This window comes from Actinoplanes sp. NPDC051494 (assembly GCF_044454705.1).
Taxonomy (GTDB): Bacteria; Actinomycetota; Actinomycetes; order Mycobacteriales; family Micromonosporaceae; genus Actinoplanes.
The window spans coordinates 210,280-228,631 of the sequence record NZ_JBITDZ010000010.1; the positions used below are offsets into that span (position 1 = coordinate 210,280).

Annotated in this window: 18 protein-coding genes; 6 read left to right on the forward strand and 12 right to left on the reverse strand. The window is 70.3% G+C overall.

Going from position 1 to position 18,352, the window contains the following annotated elements; genetic code table 11:
- Positions 1-17 precede the first annotated feature (17 nt).
- The gene (locus tag ACIA6A_RS30355; RefSeq protein ID WP_396101358.1) at positions 18-443 is read left to right on the forward strand and encodes a roadblock/LC7 domain-containing protein; all 426 of its coding nucleotides are present in this window, start codon (positions 18-20) and stop codon (positions 441-443) included.
- Here ACIA6A_RS30355 and ACIA6A_RS30360 read toward each other — a convergent pair.
- Positions 373-954, reverse strand: a complete 582-nt coding sequence (locus tag ACIA6A_RS30360) for a TetR/AcrR family transcriptional regulator (RefSeq protein ID WP_396101359.1) — start codon at positions 952-954, stop codon at positions 373-375. The genes ACIA6A_RS30355 and ACIA6A_RS30360 overlap by 71 nt on opposite strands.
- Positions 955-1,014: 60 nt before the next feature.
- On the opposite strand from ACIA6A_RS30360, the gene ACIA6A_RS30365 reads away from it, so the two are divergent.
- Complete coding sequence (locus ACIA6A_RS30365; protein WP_396101360.1) at positions 1,015-1,854, forward strand: alpha/beta fold hydrolase; 840 nt, start codon at positions 1,015-1,017, stop codon at positions 1,852-1,854.
- A 2-nt stretch (positions 1,855-1,856) separates the two neighbouring features.
- Here the strand turns inward: ACIA6A_RS30365 and ACIA6A_RS30370 are convergent, their stop codons facing one another.
- Positions 1,857-3,926, reverse strand: coding sequence for a response regulator (locus ACIA6A_RS30370; protein WP_396101362.1), 2,070 nt, complete (start codon positions 3,924-3,926; stop codon positions 1,857-1,859).
- A gap of 86 nt (positions 3,927-4,012) precedes the next feature.
- Here ACIA6A_RS30370 and ACIA6A_RS30375 point away from each other — a divergent pair, with 86 nt between their 5' ends.
- Together ACIA6A_RS30375 and tuf are read left to right on the forward strand one after the other, a co-directional pair.
- A complete protein-coding gene (locus ACIA6A_RS30375; protein WP_396101363.1) occupies positions 4,013-4,777 on the forward strand; it encodes a L,D-transpeptidase in 765 nt (254 codons plus the stop codon).
- A gap of 223 nt (positions 4,778-5,000) precedes the next feature.
- Entirely contained in the window at positions 5,001-6,188 is a 1,188-nt protein-coding gene (gene tuf / locus ACIA6A_RS30380) for an elongation factor Tu (RefSeq protein ID WP_396101364.1), read from the forward strand.
- A gap of 76 nt (positions 6,189-6,264) precedes the next feature.
- On the opposite strand, the gene ACIA6A_RS30385 is transcribed toward tuf, so the two are convergent.
- From ACIA6A_RS30385 to ACIA6A_RS30400, 4 genes are all read right to left on the reverse strand, one after another.
- Complete coding sequence (locus ACIA6A_RS30385; protein WP_396101365.1) at positions 6,265-6,672, reverse strand: PLD nuclease N-terminal domain-containing protein; 408 nt, start codon at positions 6,670-6,672, stop codon at positions 6,265-6,267.
- 114 nt (positions 6,673-6,786) lie between these two features.
- The gene (locus ACIA6A_RS30390; RefSeq protein ID WP_396101366.1) at positions 6,787-7,278 is read right to left on the reverse strand and encodes a hypothetical protein; all 492 of its coding nucleotides are present in this window, start codon (positions 7,276-7,278) and stop codon (positions 6,787-6,789) included.
- 95 nt (positions 7,279-7,373) lie between these two features.
- On the reverse strand, positions 7,374-8,960 hold the full coding sequence (locus ACIA6A_RS30395; protein ID WP_396101367.1) for an ATP-binding protein: 1,587 nt from the start codon (positions 8,958-8,960) through the stop codon (positions 7,374-7,376).
- Between the two features lie 26 nt (positions 8,961-8,986).
- Positions 8,987-10,729 (reverse strand): ATP-binding protein, encoded by a 1,743-nt coding sequence (locus tag ACIA6A_RS30400; protein WP_396101368.1) that lies wholly within the window; start codon positions 10,727-10,729, stop codon positions 8,987-8,989.
- A gap of 117 nt (positions 10,730-10,846) precedes the next feature.
- Between ACIA6A_RS30400 and ACIA6A_RS30405 the strand changes: the two genes are divergently transcribed.
- Positions 10,847-11,233 carry a hypothetical protein gene (locus ACIA6A_RS30405; RefSeq protein ID WP_396101369.1) on the forward strand — a complete coding sequence of 129 codons (387 nt, stop codon included), beginning with the start codon at positions 10,847-10,849 and terminating at the stop codon, positions 11,231-11,233.
- Here the strand turns inward: ACIA6A_RS30405 and ACIA6A_RS30410 are convergent.
- The 6 genes from ACIA6A_RS30410 to ACIA6A_RS30435 all read right to left on the reverse strand — a co-directional run bounded on the left by ACIA6A_RS30410 (position 11,210) and on the right by ACIA6A_RS30435 (position 16,925).
- Positions 11,210-11,803 carry a hypothetical protein gene (locus tag ACIA6A_RS30410; protein WP_396101370.1) on the reverse strand — a complete coding sequence of 198 codons (594 nt, stop codon included), beginning with the start codon at positions 11,801-11,803 and terminating at the stop codon, positions 11,210-11,212. The genes ACIA6A_RS30405 and ACIA6A_RS30410 overlap by 24 nt on opposite strands.
- Positions 11,788-12,366 carry a TasA family protein gene (locus ACIA6A_RS30415; RefSeq protein ID WP_396101371.1) on the reverse strand — a complete coding sequence of 193 codons (579 nt, stop codon included), beginning with the start codon at positions 12,364-12,366 and terminating at the stop codon, positions 11,788-11,790. The genes ACIA6A_RS30410 and ACIA6A_RS30415 overlap by 16 nt, the downstream gene beginning before the upstream one ends.
- A gap of 32 nt (positions 12,367-12,398) precedes the next feature.
- Positions 12,399-14,633 (reverse strand): RCC1 domain-containing protein, encoded by a 2,235-nt coding sequence (locus tag ACIA6A_RS30420; RefSeq protein WP_396101372.1) that lies wholly within the window; start codon positions 14,631-14,633, stop codon positions 12,399-12,401.
- 106 nt (positions 14,634-14,739) lie between these two features.
- Positions 14,740-15,489 carry a ferredoxin reductase gene (locus ACIA6A_RS30425; RefSeq protein WP_396101373.1) on the reverse strand — a complete coding sequence of 250 codons (750 nt, stop codon included), beginning with the start codon at positions 15,487-15,489 and terminating at the stop codon, positions 14,740-14,742.
- Positions 15,459-16,058 (reverse strand): sulfite oxidase-like oxidoreductase, encoded by a 600-nt coding sequence (locus ACIA6A_RS30430; RefSeq protein ID WP_396101374.1) that lies wholly within the window; start codon positions 16,056-16,058, stop codon positions 15,459-15,461. The genes ACIA6A_RS30425 and ACIA6A_RS30430 overlap by 31 nt, the downstream gene beginning before the upstream one ends.
- A gap of 45 nt (positions 16,059-16,103) precedes the next feature.
- Entirely contained in the window at positions 16,104-16,925 is an 822-nt protein-coding gene (locus ACIA6A_RS30435; RefSeq protein WP_396101375.1) for a patatin-like phospholipase family protein, read from the reverse strand.
- Here ACIA6A_RS30435 and ACIA6A_RS30440 point away from each other — a divergent pair.
- Positions 16,924-18,309: an IPT/TIG domain-containing protein gene (locus ACIA6A_RS30440; protein ID WP_396101528.1), complete on the forward strand. Its 1,386-nt coding sequence runs from the start codon at positions 16,924-16,926 to the stop codon at positions 18,307-18,309. The two genes, ACIA6A_RS30435 and ACIA6A_RS30440, sit on opposite strands and share 2 nt — an antisense overlap.
- The last annotated feature ends 43 nt before the right edge of the window (positions 18,310-18,352 follow it).

Genomic DNA, 18,352 nt, shown 5'->3' on the forward strand with positions numbered 1-18,352 from the left:
CGAGAAGAGATCCATCGGTGCAGAGCACGACTACTGACCAGCAGTACAACGCCGTTCGCGCGGAGCTTGCCGCGTTGCGGCACCAGGTGACAGGCGTGACGGGTTGCGTCATAGCCGGCGTCGACGGACTTCTGCTGTTGCACGACACCATGTCCACCACGGAGCCGCATGATCTCGCCGCGCTCGCGGCCGGGGCGCACGGCATCAGCCGTACCTGTGGCAGCGCCCTGGATCAGGGCGGGTTCCACGAGTGCACGATCCACAACGAGAAGGGTTACCTGGTGGTGTATTCCGTCGGGGACCTGGCCCTGCTCGCGGTGCTGGGTGACAACCGCCTGAACGTGGCGCGCCTGCACCTCGAGGCCCGCCTGATCACGTCCCGGCTGTCGGCGTTGCTGGCGCTGCAGACGGTGCAGCAGGCGCACCCGTTCGACAACCGCTGACGGTGTCCTGGGCGAGCCGCGCCACCGTGCGCAGCTCGTCCATCGGCACCCCGGCGCGGCTGAGCACCCCCAGGGACTGCACCACCGCCAGTACGTAGACGGCCAGGTCGTCCCGGCCGACCAGTGCTCTGATCAGCCGGCGCTGGTTGTCCAGCGTCGACCGGATGAGGGTCGCGCTGTCCGGGGTCAGTGCCGGCATCAGTGCCGCGGACTGGGCGACCAGGCATCCGTCGGGCACGGCCGGGTCGGCGATCCGGTCGAGTGTCACCTGGAGGAAGCTGCCCAGGTCGCCGGCCGCGGCGTACCGGGTGCCGTATCGCTCCGCATAGCGCCGCACGCAGAGCTGGAACAGTGCGTCCTTTCCGCCGAACGTGCCGTACAGCGAGCCGCGCCCCAGGCCGGTGGCGCTGACGAGCACGTCGAGCGACGTGTCCGCGTACCCGTGTTTCCAGAATGCCGTCATCGCCCGGTCGAGGGCGTCGTCGACGTCGAATTGTTTGCGTCCCGCCATGTCGATGATCCTACCCCGAATCCTGGACCGATCGTTCCAAGATGGGGTACGGTTCGGCGCATGGACATCGAAGGCTTCACCAGCCGCCGGATCGGCGGGACGCACGCGATGGTCGGCGGCGAGGGACCGCCGTTGCTGCTGCTCTGCGGCTGGCCGCAGACGTGGTACGCCTGGCGCGAGCTCATGCCGGCACTGGCCCGCGACTTCAGCGTGGTGGTGCCGGACCCGCGCGGTGTCGGGCTCTCGGACAAGCCGCAGGACGGGTACGACACCGGCACGCTCGCCACCGACATGGTCGACCTGATGTCCGCGCTGGGGCACGAACGGTTCTCGATGGCCGGCCACGACCTGGGGATGTGGACCGGGTACGCGCTGGCCGCCGACCACCCCGGGCGGCTCGACCGGCTCGCGCTCGTCGAGGCCGTCATCCCCGGCATCGTCGCGTCACCGCCGCTGTTCATGCCACAGGCGTCCGTCAACCGGTTCTACCACTTCGCGTTCAACCGGCTCGACGACGTGAACGAGCGGTTGGTCGCCGGCCGGGAGGAGGTGTTCTTCGGCCATCAGTTCGCCACCAAGGCGGCGCGGCCCCTGGCAGAGCACGCCGTCCGGCACTACATCGAGACGCTCAAGGATCCGGAGGCGCTGCATGCGAGCTTCCAGTTCTATCGCGCGCTGGACACCACAATCGCGCAGAACGCCGAGCGCGCGAAGCGGCGGCTGACGATCCCGCTGCTGACCATTGCCGGCGAGCTGTCCCTCGGCGACGCGATCGCGGACACGATGCGCGGCGTCGCCGACGACGTGACCAGCGTGGTCCTCCCGGGCTGCGGGCACTACCCGGCCGAGGAGGACCCGGCCGGGACGCTGGAAGCGTTCAGGCGGTTTTTCGTGCAGTGAGATCAGGGGCGGGGCGGCTGCGGGCCGCACAATGCCCGGATCGACGCCAGCAGCGTCGAGCGGGTGAACGGCTTCTCGATGAGCATGCTGTTCGCGTCCAGGTGCAGCTGCGGGCCCAGCGAAGCGGCCGTGTAGCCGGACATGTACAGCACCGGCAGGTCCGGGTGGTGCGTCCGCAGCGCCCCGGCCAGCTCCGGCCCGGTCATCGTCGGCATCACCACGTCGGTGATCAGCAGGTCCGGGTGCGCGCCGGCGGCGACCTGGGTGACCGCGGTCAGCGCGTCGGTGGCCACGGTGATCTCGTAGCCGGCCGGCTCGATGAGGCGCTGCACCAGCTGCGCCACCTCGGGCTGGTCCTCGACGATGAGCACCCGCCCGATGACCTGCGGCGTGGCCTGCCGGTCGATCGACGGGGCGGGGCGTTCCTCGGCGGCCGGCAGGTACAGGTGCACCGTCGTACCCATCCGGGGTTGTGACTCGAGCTCGATGTGCCCGCCCAGGCCCTGCACGATGCCCGCCGTGGTGGCCAGGCCGAGGCCGGACGCGGTGGGCCGGGTGGTGAAGAACGGCTCCAGCGCGCGCCGGCGGGTCTCGTCGGTCATGCCCACCCCGGTGTCCTGGATGACCATGTGCACGATCTTGCCGGACGGCGCGTTCTCGGCGGCGAACTGACCCTTCTCGATCACCTCGTTGGTCGCCGCGACCCGCAGCATGCCACCGTGCAGCATCGCGTCCCGGGCGTTCGCGGCGAGGTTGACCAGGGCCTGCTCCAGCGGTCCGCGTTCGCCGCGCACCGGCCAGATGTCCGGGCTGAACGCCAGGTCGAGGCCGATCCGCTCGCCAAGCGTCCGGCTGAACAGGCTCTGCACGTCGGTGAGCAGGTCCGGGATGGGGATGATCTCCGGCCGGTTGCCCTCGGTCCGCCCGAACGCCAGCAGCTGATGCGTGAGGGTACGGCCGGTGGCCACCGCGTCCAGGATGTCCTTGGCCATCTGGTGCTGCGGCGTGCCGATGGCGGTGGTCGTCGCGATCATGTCGGCGGACCCGGCCACCACGGTCATCAGGTTGTTGAAGTCGTGCGAGATGCCGCCGATCAGCTGGCCCATGCTGTCCAGCCGGCGCAGGTGGTCGAGCTGGCGCTTGAGGCCCTTGGCGTCGATGTGGTCGGTGGTGTCGGTGACCATGCACAGCACGCCGACGAAGCGCCCGTTCTCGTCCTCCAACGGCATCATGCTCATCCGTACGCTGCGGTGCGAACCGTCCGCCCGGAGCAGCCGGGTGGCGCCGACGGTCGAGCGGCCGGCCTTGCACTCGGCGAGCCGGCGGGTCAGCTCGGCCTGCCCGTGGTCGTCGAGGAAACCGCGCAGCGAGACCCCGATGAGCTGCTGGCGGGGCATCCCGAGGACCACCCCGATGGGCTCGTTCGCGTACGTGGCCTGGCCCTCCAGGTCGAGCTGCAGCACCCCCTCGGGGATGGTCTCGAGCACCCGGCGGTAGCGCTCCTCGCTGTTGCGCAGGCGTTCGATCGCGCGCGCCGAGGACACCACCAGCGACAGCTCACCGGTGATGTCGCGGGCCAGCTCCACCTCGGCGGGGGAGTAGATCGAGCCCGCGGTCTCGCGGGTGAGGATCAGATATCCCGCGTACGTGTTGTCGACGATGATCGGGCACAGCACCGCGGCGTGCACGAGCGGCTGATGCGAGCCCGGATCCTGGTGGCCGGGGTGGCGCCGCAGGGGCAGCTCGGTCAGCTGCTCACCGTTCTCCCCGGCGAGCACCAGGGGGCGCCGGCTGGCGGCGAGCGCGGTCGAGAAGTCGTCGTCGGGCTTTTCACCCTGGCGATCGAGCAGGCGCGCGTACGGCAGGGCCAGCTCGTCGTCGGCGTGCAGATAGGTGATCGGCTCGTAGCGGCCGTCGTCGCCCAGGAGCTGGACCCCGGCCCCGTCGCCGATCATGTCGGCGGCGGCCCGGGCCGCCGTGGCGCGCACCTGTTCGGAGTCCTCTGCGGCGCGACTGAGCGCCAGCGCCAGGTCGGCCAACGCGTACCGGAGGGGATAAGCCATGACACCCATGTGGCAACTATCGGCTGAACGGCCTCGCGGTGCGGGCGGTTCAGGAGGAATGCAACCGAACGACCCGGTGGGGTACGGTGCGGCCTGTGCGAAAAAAGCTCACTGCCGGGCTCATGCTCGTGGCCGTCATGCTCGGACTCGGAGCGGCGCCCTCGGTCGCGGCGCTGCCTTCGTACCATCCCTCGAAGCTCGCGCATGTCGGCAGTTCGCGGCAGGTCATCGTGGTCACCGGCACCGGGCGGGGCACGACCAGGGCGACGCTGCGGGCGTATGAGAAGAACGCGAACGGCAGCTGGTCCCTGAAAATGAGCACCCCGGCGCGCAACGGCTATGCCGGCTGGGCGTGGGCGAACAAGCGGGTGCAGGACACCGGCACGTCGCCGATCGGCACGTTCCGCATCACCACGACGTTCGGGCTGAAGGCGAACCCGGGTACCAAGCTGCGATACACCCGGGTCGACGGCAACGACTGGTGGGCCGGCGACGCGCGGGACCCCAAGACGTACAACCTGTTCCAGAAAAGGGGCCCGTCGACCCGGACGTGGCGCAAGAGCCAGTCGGAACGGCTCGCTTCCTACCCCACGCAATATCAGTACGCCGCGGTGATCAACTTCAACCGCCCGCCGGCTTCGACGGTCACGTGGGACGCGAAGCGTGGGCAGTTCGTCACCAGCAAGCCGGCGAACGTCAAGCGGGGTTCGGCCATCTTCCTGCACGTCAACGGCTCCGGCTCGACGGCCGGCTGCGTCTCGGTCTCCCGTACGGCGATGGTCAAGATCTTGACGTGGCTCGACCCGGCCAAGACCCCCCGCATCGTGATGGCTCCCCTGGCGGACATCCGCAAGGCCTGAAATAAAGTCGCGCACGGCGGAGTTACGACCTACCGTGATCGCCATGAACGCCATCGGTGTGCAGCTGCTCGCGGGTCTGTCCGCAGTGGCTCCCGTGTGCGTTCCCGCCGGCGCCGATACGCGAATCTGACCCTTCCCCAGTAGCTTCCGGAACCCAGGGGAAGGGTGGCCGTCCCCTGCGTGGGTTCTCCCGTTTCTTACATCCAGTAAGGACATTCCTGTCATGGCCAAGAGCCAGTTCGCCCGCACCAAGCCGCACCTGAACATCGGCACGATGGGTCACGTCGACCACGGCAAGACGACCCTCACCGCCGCCATCACCAAGGTCCTCGCCGACCGCGACCCGGCCACCACCCGGTACGTCGCGTTCGACGGGATCGACAAGGCCCCGGAGGAGCACGACCGCGGCATCACGATCAACATCGCCCACGTCGAGTACGAGACGTCCGCCCGCCACTACGCCCACGTCGACATGCCCGGGCACGCCGACTACGTGAAGAACATGATCACGGGCGCGGCCCAGGTGGACGGCGCGATCCTCGTCGTCTCGGCCCAGGACGGCGCCATGCCGCAGACCCGCGAGCACGTGCTGCTCGCCCAGCGGGTCGGCGTGCCGTACCTGGTGGTGGCGCTCAACAAGAGCGACGCCGTCGAGGACGGGGAGCTGCTCGACCTGGTCGAGCTCGAGGTCCGCGAACTGCTCAGCGAGTACGGCTTCCCGGGCGACGAGGTCCCGGTCGTACGGGTCAGCGCGCTCAAGGCCCTCGAGGGTGACGAGCGCTGGGTGGCCTCCGTCGTGGACCTGCTCGACGCGGTCGACACCTACGTCCCGATCCCGCCCCGCGAGCTCGGCGAGCCGTTCCTGATGCCCATCGAGAACGTCCTCACCATCAGTGGCCGCGGCACGGTCGTGACGGGCAAGGTCGAGCGCGGGGTGCTGCACGTCGGCGACCAGGTCGAGGTGGTCGGTCTCGGCGAGACCATCGCCACGGTCGCGACCGGTCTCGAGACGTTCGGCAAGAGCCTGCCGACCGCGGAGGCCGGTGACAACGCGGCGGTCCTGCTCCGCGGCATCAAGCGCGACCAGGTGCAACGCGGCCAGGTCGTGGCGCTGCCGGGCAGCGTCACCCCGCACAAGAGCTTCAAGGCCCACATGTACGCGCTGACGAAGGAGGAAGGTGGCCGGCACACGCCGTTCGTGGCGAACTACCGCCCCCAGTTCTTCTTCCGCACCACCGACGTCTCCGGCGCCATCGACCTCGGAGACCTCCCGATGGTCATGCCGGGGGACACCGTCGACCTGACGGTGAACCTCGGTAAAGAGGTCCCGATGCACGTCGGCCTCGGTTTCGCGGTCCGTGAGGGCGGCCGCACGGTGGCCGCCGGCACGGTCTCCGAACTGCTCGACTGACCGGGTTCCCCGGTAGGCCACGGGCCGTTCCGCTCACCGGGCGGGGCGGCCCGTTCCGCCGTACCCCGGAGGTTCGTCAGTCGTCCTGGGGGTTCTTCTTGCGGAGTTCTTCCTCGCGGCGACGCAGGTCGGCCTCCCACTTCTTCATCATGGTCTCGTCCTCGCGGAGCGAGCCGGCGAGGTCGCGGAGGAACTCCGGGTCGTCGTCGGGTGCGGGCGGGCCCGTGCGGGTGGGGCGGTCCTTCTCCGGGAAGCCGGCACCGGGGCGCCACATCTCGCCGTTGCTCATCCGGACGGCGCGGGGCGGGCGGCCCGCGACGAACCAGGCGATCGCGCCGATGGGGGAGAAGAGCAGGATCAGGAAGACCCAGGCCACCCGGGGCAGCGCGCGGATCGCGTACTCGTCGCACGAGAGGCAGTCGATGAGGGCGACGACCAGCAGGACCAGGTCGAGCAGCACGAACAGCGAGTAGAAGCGGAGCATGGCGGAGATTTTCTCAGACTTCTCCCAGCTCAGGGGGATGTCCGAACGGACATTTCGGTCCGCCGGGCGGCCGCGCCCCGGTGACGTGAGCGTCGGGCCGGGGCGCGGGTTCGATCAGAGCGTGACGTCTGTGGAGGTTTCGCCCAGGAGGGTGCCGTCCTGGAACGCCCGGACGGTGACCGTGGTCGTGCCCGCCGGGAGGATGACCGCCACGGTAACGGTGCCGTCGATCGCGGGGATCGTGATCTCCCCGGCGTCGCCGATCCGGTATCCGAAGGTGTCCACCCGGTAGCTGCCCGAGGCGGACAGCAGCAGGGTGCTCACCTCGCCCGGGCCGGCCAGGTCGAAGCCGATGACGGGGGCGGTCGCGACGGGGGTTCCCGGCTGGCCGCCGCCGGGCGGGTCCCCGGGCACGTCGGGCGCGGGCGGCGGGCCCGGCAGGGTCGGGTCGGTCGTGGGGGTGGGCAGGCCGGGTGTTCCCGGAGTTCCCGGTGCGCCGGTTCCGGGCGGGAGGTCGCCACCCGGGCCGCCGGCGGTCGCGGGCGAGGCCCCCAGGACGACGCTCATCGCGACGGCGGTGACGGCCGTCAGGATTCTTACGATCATGTGCCTACTGTGGACGCTGCCGCGGCCGGACGGGCCGGGTCCGGGGCAACCTGGTCCCGCTGTCCCCGTACGTCGGGAAGAATCAGGCAAGCCCGCTATGCGGGAGGCGTCGATGCCTCGCGGAGATCGTGGGCGTGCCGGGCCGGGGTGCCGGTCGGCAGCAGCCGGTCGAGGGTGGCGAGCAGTTCGCGGATGGTGACCGGCTTGGTCAGGTACGCCGCCACGCCGGCCGAGTGCAGTCGCTCGATGTGGTGCGTGGTCGCGTCGGCGCTGAGGGCCACCACCGGGATGTCGTGGGTCGCCGGGTCGGCCTTGAGCTGTTCGAACAGGTCCTCGCCCGGCATGTCGGGCAGGTGCAGGTCGAGCAGGATCAGATCCGGCACGTGCTCGCGGGCCAGGTCGAGGCCGGCCGCTCCGAGCGCGGCCGGGATCAGCGTCACCGACGGGCGGTGGGCGAGCATGTCCTCGACCAGGCGGATGTTCTCCATGACGTCCTCGACGTACAGCACCGTGGCCGGGCGGGTGCCGGACGGCAGGGCGGGGAGCTCATCCGGGACCGTCCCGGCGTCGGGGCTGTCGGTCGTGGGCAGGTCGAGCCAGAAGGTGCTGCCCTTGCCGAGCTCGCTGGACACCTCCAGCCGGCCGCCCATGCTCTGCGTGAGGTGCCGCGACAGGGACAGGCCCAGACCGGTGCCCTCGAAACCGGCCGCCCCGGCGTCGAGGCGCTCGAACGGGGTGAACAGCGCGCCGAGCGACTCCGCCGGGATCCCCCGGCCCGTGTCCACGACGTCGATCCGGGTACGTTCGCCCTGCTCCTGGACGGTGACGGTGACCGTACCCGTCGGGTGGTTGAACTTGATCGCGTTGGAGAGCAGGTTCATCATGACCTGCCGCAGGCGCTGCCGATCCGCACTGACGCAGTGGTCGGTGGGGAGTTCCGGTGCGGGGGCCAGGCGTACGCCCGCCGTGTCCGCCAGCGGGCTGACGAGCGCGAGCACCTCGGCGATCAACGGGCCGACCGCGACCGGTTCGACCGACAGGGTCAGGTGGCCACCCTCGATCCGCGCGGTGTCCAGGATGTCGTCGAGCAGGGCCAGCAGGTGCTTGCCGGCGTTGTGGATCAGCCCGGCCCAGCCCCGGTGGGCCTCGTCGATGTCGCTGAGGGTGAGCAGTTCGCTGAACCCCAGGACCGCGTTGAGCGGGGTGCGCAGCTCGTGACTCATCCGGGACAGGTATTCGTTCTTGGCGTCGTCGGCGTTCCGCAGCGCCTCGTTGGCCTCCTGCATCCCGAGGAGATCGGTGACGTCCTCGACCTGCTGGATGATGAAGCGCACCCGGCCGTCCGGGTCGAGGACCGGGGTGTTGACCGAGCGCCAGTACCGGGTGACGTAGCCGTGGCCGTCGTCGATGTCGTACCGCATCGCCGACATCGTGTCCGGCTCGCGCCGCTCCAGGACGCGCAGCAGGGACGCGCGCAGGTCCTTCGTGCCGGTCGCGGCGGGGTCATCCGGGTTGTCCGGGAACGCCGCGAACACGTCGCGGCCCACGACCTGCTCCCGCTGCACCATGGCGACCTGAAGGTACGCGTCCGTGGCGGTCACGATCCGGAAGTCCGGATCGAGCACCAGATAGAGGCCGGGCGCCGCCTCGAAGGGCGGTGAGGCACCGGTTGACTCCGGCATACCGGGCATTTTCCCAGCCTATCGCGCTATCCCCGGCGGGGTGACCGACTGTCGAGATGTGCCGTCCGGGCCGGGAGCGCCGGCAGCAGGCGGTCCAATGTGTCCAGCAGATCGCGGACCGCGATCGGCTTGGTGAGGTATTCGGCGACGCCGGCGGCGCGGAGCTTCTCGATGTGGTGGGCCGTGGCGTCGGCGCTGAGGGCGACCACCGGGATGTCGTGGGTGGACGGATCGGCGCGGAGCAGCTCGAACAACTCGTCGCCGGGCAGGTCGGGCAGGTGCAGGTCGAGCAGGATCAGGTCGGGGAGGTGCCGGCGGGCCAGGTCCAGCCCGGCCGCGGCCATGGTGGCCGAGATCAGCGTGATCGACGGGCGGTGGGTGAGGATGTCCTCGACCAGGCGCACGTTCTCCGCGACGTCCTCGACATACAGGACACGGGCCGGGCGGGAGTACCCCTCCTCGGCCAGGAGCGCGGTGTCACCGTCGGTCTCCGGCCCGGCGGCGGCGCAGGCGGCCGACGGCAGGTCGAGCCAGAACGTGCTGCCGGTGCCGATCTCGCTGGTCACCTCGAGGCGGCCGCCCATGGTGATCATCAGATTGCGGGACAGCGACAGGCCCAGCCCGGTGCCCTCGAAACCGGCCTTCGCCGCGTCGAGGCGCTCGAACGGGGTGAACAGCGCGCCGAGCGACTCCCGGGCGATGCCCCGGCCGGTGTCGATGACCTCGATCCGCAGGCGCTGATCCGGATCCGGCCGGACGGCGACGGTCACCGTACCCGTCGGATGGTTGAACTTGATCGCGTTGGAGAGCAGGTTCATCAGCACCTGGCGCAGCCGTTGCCGGTCGGCGTCGACACACCAGCCCTCGGACATCTCCGGCGGTGCCGACAGGCGCACACCCGCGGCGTCGGCGATCGGCCGCACCATGTCGAGCACCTCGGTGACCAGCGGGCCGACCGGCACCGGCTCGACCGTCAGGGTCAGGTGCCCGCCCTCGATCCGGGTGGTGTCCAGGACGTCGTCGAGCAGGCCCAGCAGATGCTTCCCGGCCTTGTGGATCAGGGTGGCCCACTCGTGGTGCACGGCCTCGATGTCGCTGAGGCTGAGCAGCTCGCTGAAACCCAGGATCGCGTTCAGGGGGGTACGCAGCTCGTGGCTCACCCGGGACAGGAAATCGTTCTTGGCGTTGTCGGCGGCCCGTAGTGCCAGGTTCGCCTGCTGCAGCTCCTGGGACCGGCGCAGGATCTCGGCCTGCATCTCCTGGGTCCGCTGCTCGGCGTGATTTCCGTGCGCCTGGAGGGCCACGAACTCCGTCACGTCGACGACCTGGTTGACGATGTAGCGCACCTCGCCGTCGGCGCCCAGGACGGGGGTGTTGCACGGGCTCCAGTGCCGGGCCTCGAACCCGCCGCCGTCCGGCCGCTCCACGTCGTACCGCAGCACCGCCATCGTGTCCGGGGCCTTGGTCTCGAGCACCCGTTGCAGTGAGGCGCGCAGGCTGACGGTGCCGGTCGAGCCATGGTTGTCGGCACTGTCCGGGAACACGTCGAACATGTACCGGCCGAGGATCTCCGGCCGCCGGGTCAGCGAGGCCCTCAGATAGGCGTCGGTGACCGCGACGATGTGCAGCGTGGGATCCATGGCCAGGAAGGCGCCGGGTGCCGACTCGAAGAGGGTCCGGAAGTCGGCGCTCTCCGGGCCGGGTGATTCCGGCTGGGGTGATTCCGGCTGGGGTGAATCCGGCTGGGGTGAATCCGGCGATCCGGGCACCAGCCGAGAGTAGCAACGGCCCGGGCCGGGGAAGGTGAATCCCGCTCACCGCAACCGGCAGTGCTCCCACAGCGGTTCTTCAGCGTCTGCTCAGTCTCGCGGACTAGCGTCGATCGCATGGAAGAGGAACGCGCCAACCGGGTGGTCGTCGCACTGCGGGACCGCAACGTCTTCGCCCACGTCAAGCTGCCGCACGCCGGCATCACGCAGTACGGCATCCGGGTCGTGCTGCCCGACGGCCGCGAGGCCATCTGGGACAACGACGGTACCGCCGGTCTCGAGGCGCAGATCATGCGCGACGGCGTGCTGGTCGGCTTCGTCGCGTCCATCCCCGGCTCCGAGAACTTCGCCGACGAGCAGATCATCGCGTCCATTGCGGCCGCGGACTACGACCAGCCCATCGGCCGCTCCCGCCCGGTGATCCGCACGGGCGCCCCCGCGGCCCCCGTCGCACCCCGCCCCTCGAGCCTCGCCGACCGCTTACGGCGTACCTTCCGCGACTAGTTCCTGCTCCGGACGGGGAGCCGGCCGGCGGCGCAGGCTCAGGCTGCCCAGCAGCAGCACGATCGCGGCGACGAGCAGGCCGGCGAAGGTGGCGGCCGGGCCCGGCCGGGAGAGCCAGCCCAGCGCCTTGCCCGCGCCCGGCAGCACGGTCAGGGTGCGGCCGATCGTCGCGGACGGGGCCGCGGTCCACTGCTCCTCGGCGGTGTTCGCGTCACCCCGGGTCACGAAGATCAGGATGTCGCCGTTGCGGCGGACCGACACGACCCGGTGGGTGAGCGTCACGCCGTTGCCCGTCACGCCGTTGCCCGTCACGCCGTTGCCCGTCACGCCGTCGCCCGTCACGCCGTCTCGCGTCACGTCCGGGAACGTGATGATGTCGCCGGTGCGCGCCGAGTCCGCCGGGACGTCACGCGACAGCAGCAGGTCACCGGTGTAGATCGCCGGCGCCATGCTGTCCGAGCGCTCGACCAGGGTGCGGTATCCGAGCGCGCGCCCGGTCACGGCCGTGCCCGCGCCGGCCACCATCACGATCATCGCGACGGTGGCCAGCCGGCTCAGCGCGCGTCCCACGTGAACGTCTGGGTCGCGGTCCTGCCCTCGGCGTCGGCGGTGTCGACCACGTCGACGGTGAAGCGGTAGGCGTGCTTCTCGTCCTTGGCCCAGGCCGCGTTCGGGTCGGCGATCGCGGTGGCGAGCGTCCTGGGATAGGCCGACAGCAGGCCGGTGAACAGCGTCGCGCCGCTGGAGTCCGCGGTGAAGCCGGAACAGTCACCGAACGCGGTCGAGGTGGTGCCCCGGGTCACGGTCAGGTTCAGGTACGACTCCAGCCCGGTCCCGCCGGTCGTCGCCCCGTACAGCTTGACCGCGGCGGGCAGCGTGCCGGTGTAGGCGACCTCGATGCACCGGCTGACCGGGCTGCCGGGCCGCAGCGCCGGCACCGAGAACATCCGTGACCCCGAGCTGTTGTCGCTCAGCGTGACGGTGCCGGCACCGAAGCTGTTACCGGCGTTGCTTGTCGACGCGGTGAACGCCGAGAACGTCGCACCGCCCGCGACGAGTCCCAGCACCAGCGCGGCGGACAACGTCACGGCCGCCTTCACGCGGCCACTGCCGCCCCAGTTCCCGATCCTCACAATGCGTAACGATCGGCCGGGCCGGGCCATTGTTAAGAACTCACGGTGAGCAAGCTGGCGCTCGCCCCCGGGCCGGAGACCACCGGCCGCCCGGCGTGCCCGGTCAGCCGCGCCGGGGTCATCTGCGTCGTCACCGACTCGCCGAGGCCGAGCTGCCCGTACGCGTTGCCGCCCCAGCACCACACCGTGCCGAACGCCTGCGTCCCGCAGGTGTGGGTCGCACCGCCGCTGACCGACCGCCAGCTCGTGGCCGTGCCGATCTGGGCGGGGAGCGTGACGTTGCCGGTGGACCCGTTGCCGAGCCGGCCGCTGCCGCCGGCCCCCCAGCACCAGAGCGAGCCGACGTCGCGTACCGCGCAGGAATGGTCGGTGCCCAGCCCGACGGCCTGCCAGACCGAGCTGCCCACCTTCTGCGGCGAGCTGAACGTCGTGGTGCTGTTCACCCCCAGCCGCCCGTTGCCGCCGTCCCCCCAGCAGTACAGCGAGCCGTCCGTGGTCAGCGCGCAGGCGTGCTGGTAGCCCAGGCTCACCGTGGCCCAGCCGCCGGCGGCCGGGGCGACCACCGGCACCGGGGTGACCTCCCGCGTGGTGGTGGCCCCGCCCTTGCCGGTCTCCCCGGACAGGTTGCGGCCGAAGCAGTACATCGAGCCGTCCGTACGCGTGGCGCAGGTGAACTGGTTCCCCGCGGACACCGACGTCCAGCCGGTCGTCGCCGGATACTGCACCTGTGCCGGGGCGGTCGCGCTCGTGGTGCTGCCGATGCCCAGCTGGCCGTTGCCGTTGTCGCCCCAGCACCACAGCGTGGTGTCGGTGCCGACCGCGCACGCGTGATAGGCGCCGGCGGTCACCTGCAGCCACATGGACGCCGAACCCACCCGGGCCGGGGTGTACCGGTCGACGGTGTCGCCGAGGCCCAGCCGGCCGCTGTTGTTGCGGCCCCAGCACCACAGGGACCGGTCGGTGCGCGTGCCGCACGCGTACTTGTCGTTGGCCGCCGAGGAGTTCCACGTCGTGACGGCGTCCACCGGGTACGGCGTGAAGTGCACCGCCTGGGTGTCACCCCAGCACCACAGCGTGCCGGCGGTCCGGGTCGCGCAGGACTGGTAGGAGATCGGCCCGGGCGAGATGCCGTTCCAGGTCGGGTCCGAGCCGACCTGGAACGGTACGGAACGGTCGGTGGTGTCGCCGAGGCCGAGCTGACCGTACGTGTTGTTGCCCCAGCACCAGATCGAGGTGTCGGTCTGCATGGCGCAGGTCGACACGCGGGCCCCGCTCACCCGCACCCACGACGAGCCGGTGCCCACCCGCGCCGGGGTGGTCGAGCCGCTGGTCGAGCCGGTGCCGAGCCGTCCGCTGCCGCCGACGCCCCAGCACCACAGCGACCCGCCGGTCTTCACGGCGCAACTGTGGTCGGTGCCCAGCGAGACCTGCTCCCACGAACCGGCGACCAGCGTGGGCGAGGTCGCGTTGGCGGTCGTCCCGATGCCCAGCCGGCCGGACCCGCCGTCACCCCAGCAGTACAGCGATTTGTCGGTACGCAGACCGCAGGCGTGTTGGTATCCGAGGCTGATGCTCGCCCAGTCGGTCCCGGCCACCTGCACGGGCGTCGACTGCGGCGTGACGGTGGAGCCGATACCGGCCTCACCGCTCGCGTTCCGGCCGAAACAATAGAGGCTGCCGTCCGTACGCGTGGCGCAGGTGAACAGGTTTCCCGCGGACACCGAGGCCCAGCCACCGGCGGCCGGCGTCGTCACCTGTTTCGGGACGTTCGCGTTGGACGTGGTGCCCTGCCCGAGCTTGCCCTGCGCCCCGTCACCCCAGCACCACAGCGTGCCGTCGGTCTGGATCCCGCACGTGTGCGCCGCCCCGGCGGTCACCTGCGACCACGCGGCGGTGCCGACCCGGGTGGGCAGCAGCCGCGGGTTGTAGTCACCGACACCGAGCTGCCCGGCGCCGTACCCGTGCCCCCAGCACCACAGGCCGCCGCCGGTCCGGATCCCGCAGGTGTAATGATCACCGGAGGCGACGCTGGTCCACGAACTGGTGTCGTCGGCCCGGGTCGGCACCATCTGGGTGTCCCCGGTGTCCCCGAACGCGTACAGGGCCCCGGTCCCGGACGGCCCGGCCGCGCCGAACACGTTGCCCGCGTTGATCACCGTGGCGGAGAACGCCGCCTCCACCCGCGACCACGACCCGGCCAGGGCCACGACCACCACCAGCACCACGGCGGCGACCATCGCCGGTCGAGGGATCCGTCGGGTGCTCACCCGCGCCAATTCGGCACCGGGACCACCCGACGTTAGCCTTCTGCCGCCGGCGGTGCCGGGATGCGCAGGCTCAGGTCGCCGGCCACGGCGTTGCCGTCGAGCCCGGTCATGACGTACCCCCGAAGCGCTCTGTCCTGATCTTCCCGGCGTCGTGACCGAGCGCGACCAGGATGTTCGCGGCCGCCTCGACGAACGGGGTCGGCCCGCACACGAAGACGTCCGGGGCGAAGTCCGGCGGCCAGCCGTGGGTGTTGAGCGTCGGCACACCGATCCGCCCGGGGGCCTCCGGCCAGCCGTCCGGGGCCTTGCGGGTGTACACGAAGTGCACGTCGAGGCCCGGATCGTCGCGGACCCGGCGCTGGAGCTCGTCGGCGTACAGCACGTCCTGCGGGGTGCGCACCGAGTAGATCAACCGGAACGGCTGCTTGCCGCGCACGTCACCGCGCGCCCGGATCATCGCCATCAGCGGCACCACCCCGGACCCGCCGGCGACCAGCAGCACCGGCGGCGGCGCGGCCCGCCACACGAACCAGCCCCCGACCGGGCCGCGCACCTCGATCTGCTGCCCGGTTGCGAGCACATCATCGAGGTACGACGAGACCTCGCCGTCCTCGACGCGTTGCACGGTCAGCTCGACCTTGCCGTCCTCGCGCCACGACGACGCGATGGAGTAACTGCGCTGGGCCGAATACCCGTCCGGGGCGGTCAGCCGCACGTCGACGTGCTGACCGGGCAGGTGTCCGGGCCAGTCGGGGATGTCAAGGACCAGGGTGCGGGCGGAAGGGGTCTCCCACCGGGCCTGCGCCACGGTGGCGACCTTCCACCCTAGTCGCCCTGGTACCGCTGCTCGCGCCACGGGTCCCCGTACATGTTGTAGCCGGCCTCTTCCCAGAAGCCGGGCTCGTCCTGCTGGAGCATCTCGATGCCGTTGACCCACTTCGCGGATTTCCAGAAGTAGAGGTGCGGCACGACCAGGCGGGCGGGACCGCCGTGTTCCGGGTGCAGCGGCTCGCCGTCGAACGTGTGCGCCACCCAGGCCTTGCCGTCGAGCAGGTCGTCGAGCGGAACATTGGTGGTGTACCCGCCGTACCCATGGATCATGGTGTAGTCGGCGGTCGACTCGATGTTCTCGAACAGCGTGTCGATGGCGACCCCGCGCCACGTCGTGCCGAGCTTGGACCACTTGGTCACGCAGTGGATGTCAACCGTGAAATCCTCCTGGGGCAGAGCGTTGAACTCGTCCCAGTTCCAGCTGGTCTTCGTGCCGAGCTCATCGGTGATCGTGAACGACCACTTGTCGAGCGGGATCCGCGGCGTGGGGCCGGCCGACAACACCGGAAAATCCTGGGTGAGGTACTGCCCCGGCGGCAGGTCGGGCCGCGACGAGCGCCGCCGCCCGCCGAACCCGGTGTTGATGATGCTCATGTCCATCAGTAAACCGGATGATCATGGAGCGCGACAGGGCAACGTTCACCACACCGCGCGGACCCGCTCGGCCTCCCCGGCGGCCTGCACCCGCCCGGCCTCCGCGGCCGGCGCCCGCCGGTCCGGATTCAACGGATTGCGCCCGATCGCGGTGAGCGCAGCATCGGTGGGACTGACCACCACACTGTTCGTGAAGGCCCGCGCCTGCACCGCCGGTTTGCCACTGCGCTTCACGGAAGCCGTACTGGGCACGACCACCACCACCCGGTCGTACCCCACCGCAAGATCGACATTGGCCACCGACCGCACCCCGCCGTCCACGTAACGCCGGCCACCCACGGTCATCGGCGGCCACACCAGCGGAACGGCACAACTCGCGGCCACCGCGTCGATCAGCGAAACCCCGCTGTCCCGATCGAACACCCTGACCTCGCCGGTCTCAGCCTCCACAGCGGGAACCCTCAGCAGCGCATCCGGCCAGGCATCCCGCTTCACCCGCCCGGCGATCGCCGCCCGCCGCTCGGATTCCGGAACGGTCTTCTTCCTCAGCGCGGCCCGCCCCAGCCAGGCCCGCCCTTTTGCTCCGTCACCGGGCCAAAGAGCAGCAACCACAAAACCAGCAAGCACACGTACGCCGACAGCGGCCTTCCGATCGCCGGAGGTGTCCGCGAGCTCGTGCGCGTACAACTCCCCGACCGGCGTCCCGCTGGTCAACTGGGCGGCAACCACCGATCCGGCCGACGTCCCCACGAACAGGTCGGCGGTGGTGAGATCGATCCCCCGCTCGGCCAGCCCGTAGACCATGCCCATCGTCCAGGCGACCCCGGTGACGCCACCCCCGCCGAACACAACCGCACGCTTGTCCATGCGCCTGTCTATCTCCGGTCCCGCGACATCCCACACCTGGCCGCCCCCGGTATCCGATCGGTTCCCGAAGCTGGGCAAATCAGGTCCATCCAGACAACCTGAAGGCTACTCTGATCTCACTTTCAGTCATCCCGGCGCCTGCCACCGTGCCGCCGGACGGACTCTCACTCATCGCTCGGAAGGACCCCTTTCCATGTCGCTTCTCTCATCGAGGGCACCGCGCAGAGCCACCGCCGTGGCCGCCGCAGCGACCCTCGTGGTAGGCGCATCCCTCGCTGTCTCGGCGCAGTCGGCCAGTGCTGTCACCAACTACGGCGTCACCATCACCACGGTCAGTCCCGTCAAGGTCGGGGCGAGCCTCGGTAACCGGGTGGTGGTCATCAACGGCACGAACTTCGACGAGGACCAGATCACGGGAATCACGCTCGGCGCTGACGCGGACTGCGCGAACCTGCAGAGCTACGTGGTGACCAGCTCTACCCAGATCTCGGTGAAGACCCCGAATACTGTGGGCAACACGCCGTCCGGCACCGCTGTCGCCGGATGTATCCCCTCGCCCGGCGGCGCCGCCGAGGACGTGACGATCATCCAGACGGGCAGTGGCACGGCCACGAAGACCGCGGCTCTGACGTTTGTGCCCCCGCCGTCCATCGACGAGTTCGATGCGACGTCTGGCAGCGAAAAGTTCCCGGTCTACACCGACAACAGTTCTTCGCTGGCTGTCGCTGACCGGGTCAGGGAGCTCAGCGCGGCCGGTGCCCAGGTTATCCGGGTCAAGGCCGGCACCGACTTCGCCTTCGACGGGCGGGCGACGTCCGGGCTCAGTGGCACGCTCGGTGGCAAGCCGCTGACCACGGTCGGTTTCGTCGCAGCTGACGGATCGGCCCAGGCTGCGACTGCCGCGCCTGTTGCCAACGCGAATTTCTGGCTTGCCACGACCGGCACCGCGCTCACCGCCTCGACCACGCCGGTGCTGAGCATCACGCAGGGCACGGTGGCGCGGAACTTCGCGAGCACGGCGACCGGTCTCACGATCGTCACCACGCCGACGGTCGTCTCTCTCGACAAGACGTCCGGCAAGACCGGCGCGGCGACGACGGTCAAGATCACCGGAACGAACTTCAGCACCGTCGCGAGCGAGCTGGCTGTCACCATCTGCGGGAAGTCCGCTCCGCTCGCTTCGACCCCGGTGCCGACGGCGACGTCAATCACGGTCATCACCCCGAACGCCGCGGCTACTCCGGCCACCACGTTGGCCGACCTCAAGACAGCCATTGGCGGCACCGCTGGTGTCTGCCCGGTCGTCGTGACCCGGACGGTCAACAGTGTTTCGGCCTCTAGTGCCATCACTCCGACGAGCTTCTTCGCCTTCGTGGACCGCTGATCGTTCTGAGTAGTTCCTGACCCTTCGGAGTTCGATCGGGCGG